1 protein-coding gene is annotated in these 2,826 nt (G+C 72.6%); it reads right to left on the bottom strand.

Annotated elements, in window-relative coordinates; all coding sequences use genetic code 11:
• Nucleotides 1–2,826, bottom strand: a 2,826-nt coding sequence (locus ACFU53_RS47540) for an SDR family NAD(P)-dependent oxidoreductase (RefSeq protein WP_384006757.1), incomplete at both ends; no start/stop codon positions are given.

The raw sequence follows: 2,826 nt of genomic DNA on the forward strand, positions 1-2,826 counted from the left end.
ATTGATGGCCGAACCACGCACCACCGCCAGCACCTGATGGCCGTTGGCCCGCGCATCCGACAACCGCTCAAGGAGCAGCACACCCACACCCTCGGCCATGCCCATGCCGTCGGCGCCCGCGCCGAACGCCTTGCAGCGGCCGTCCACCGCGAGACCGCGCTGGCGGCTGAAGCCGACCAGCCCGATCGGCTCGCCCATGACGGCGGCGCCGCCGGTCAGGGCGAGGGAGCACTCCCCGGAGCGCAGGGAGCGCATGGCCAGGTGCATGGCGACGAGTGCGGAGGAGCAGCCGGTGTCCATGGTCACGGCGGGGCCTTCCAGGCCGAGCGTGTAGGAGATGCGGCCGGAGGCGATGCTGGTGACGGTGCCGGTGATCAGATGGCCTTCGAGGCCGTCCGGTATGTCGCCGGTCGCACCGTAGCCCTGGTGGGAGACGCCGACGAAGACTCCGGTGTCGCTGCCGTGCAGGCTGTCGGGCGCGATGCCGGCCCGCTCGAGAGTCTCCCAGGTGGTCTCCAGCAGGAGGCGCTGCTGCGGGTCCATCGCGGTCGCCTCACGCGGCGAGATACCGAAGAACCCGGCGTCGAACTCGGCCGCGTCGTGCAGGAACCCGCCCTCGCGGACATAGCTGGTGCCGGCCCGGTCCGGATCGGGGTCGTACAGGGTGTCGAGGTCCCAGCCGCGGTCGGCGGGGAGCGGCGATATGGCGTCGGTCTCGTCCAGGACGAGCTGCCAGAAGTCGTCGGGGGAGTGCGCTCCGCCGGGGAAGCGGCAGCCCATGGAGACGATCGCGATCGGCTCGTCCTCGTGGGCCGGTCGGCCCGCCACAGTGGCCGGGAGTACGGCGGCCTGCTCGTCGGCGGAGTCGTCGACGAGCTGTCCGCGCAGGTGGCGCACGAGATCGCGGATGTTGGGGTGGTCGAAGACGATGGTGGCGGGCAGGGCCAGTCCGGTCGCCTCGTTGAGCCGGTTGCGCAGTTCGACCGCGGTGAGGGAGTCGAAGCCGAGTTCACGGAAGGCCCGGGTGGGGGGGATGTCGTTGCCGTCGCTGTGGCCGAGGACGGCGGCGACCTGGCTGCGCACCACGTCGGCCAGGGCACGGTCGCGTTCGGCGGCCGACAGGGCGGCGAGTTCCGCGCGCAGTCCGCCGCGGCGGTCGGCGGCCCGGTCGAGGACGGCCTCGTCGGCCTTCATCGCCTCGGCGACCTCGGGGACCTCGTGCAGCAGCGGCCGGGGGTGCGCCGCGGTGAAGACGGGGACGAAGCGCTCCCAGTCGATGTCGGCGACGGCGAGGAAGGTCTCATCATGGTCGAGCGCCTGCTGGAGGCCGGCGACGGCGAGTTCGGCGTCCATGAAGGGGATGCCGCGCCAGCGTAGTTGCTCGCGTACGACGTTGACGGCCATGCCACCGCCTTCGGGGCTCCAGATGCCCCACGCCAGGGACGTACCGGTCAGGCCACGGGCTCTGCGGTGCTCGGCGAGGGCGTCGACGTAGGCGTTGGATGCGGAGTAGGCGCCGTGGTCGCCGCTGCCCCAGGTACCGGCGACGGACGAGTACAGGACGAAGGCGTCCAGCCGGTCGTGGTCGAAGATCTCGTCGAGGTTGGCCGCCCCGAGCAGCTTGGCGCGGGCACCCTCAGCGAAGAAGTCGAGGTCGGTGTCGGCGAGGGGGGCGAGCATGCCGACACCCGCGGTGTGTACGACCGTGCGGATGGCAGGCCCGTCGGACTCGGCCTGTTCGACGAGGCGGCGCAGTGCCTCCCGGTCGTCGACGTCGCAGGCGGCGATGGTGACCCGGCAGCCGAGGCCGGTGAGTTCCCGCTCCAGCTCCGCCGCGCCGGGCGCTTCGGCGCCGTGCCGGCTGGTCAGCACCAGGTGCTCGGCGCCGTTGCGGGCGAGCAGCCGGGCGGTGTGAGCGCCGAGGCCGCCGGTGCCTCCGGTGACGAGCGCGCCGCCACTGGTGCGCCAGGTGCGCGGTGCGGCGCGGCCGGCGAGGGGTGCGCGGACCAGCCTGCGGATGTGGGCGCTCCGGCCGCGCAGGGCGATCTGGTCCTCGTCGCCCCGAGCGGCGAGGACGGCGATGAGTCCGCGTGCGCTGTCGTCGTCCAGTTCGGCAGGGAGGTCGACGAGTCCACCCCAGCGCCGGGGCTGTTCGAGGGCCACCACCCGGCCGAGTCCCCAGAGAGCCCCCTGCAAGGGGTGGACGACGGCGTCACCGCCGCTGCCGGTGGTGGCGGCTCCGCTGGTCAGGAACCACGTCCTGGCCTCGATGCCGGCGTCCAGCAGGCCCTGGATCAGGAGCAGTGAGGAGATCATGCCCACGGTCGCGCCGGAGTGGGCGGGGGCCGGGCGCTCGTCGAGGGCCAGCAGGGAGACGATGCCCCGCACGGAGGCGGGCTCGGTGTCGGCCAGCCGTGCGGCGATCCGCCCGCGGTCCAGGTCGTCTGCGGCCATGGCGAGGATAACGGTGGTCGCACCCGCCCGGTCCAGAGCATGGGTGACATCGGTGACCAGCGGAGACGTCAGGTGTTCTTCGGGTACGGCGAGCAGCCAGGTGCCGTCGAGCGTGCCTGTCCCGGGAAGTTCGTACGGCCGCCACACGACCCGATAGCGCCAGCTGTCGAGCCGGGCGCGGCCCCGCCGCCCCTGGTGCCATGCGGAGAGCGCGGGAATGATGTCGCCGAGGCCGTCGGTGGTGTTCAGGCCGAGAGCCTGGGCGAGTCCGTCGGCATCGCCTTCCTCGACGGTCCGCCAGAACTCCTCCTCGGCAGGATCAGTGCCGCCCTTGGCCTTGGGCACGTCCAGCCAGAACCGGCTGCGTTGGAA

It is taken from the genome of Streptomyces sp. NPDC057474, assembly GCF_042802555.1.
Taxonomy (GTDB): Bacteria; Actinomycetota; Actinomycetes; order Streptomycetales; family Streptomycetaceae; genus Streptomyces.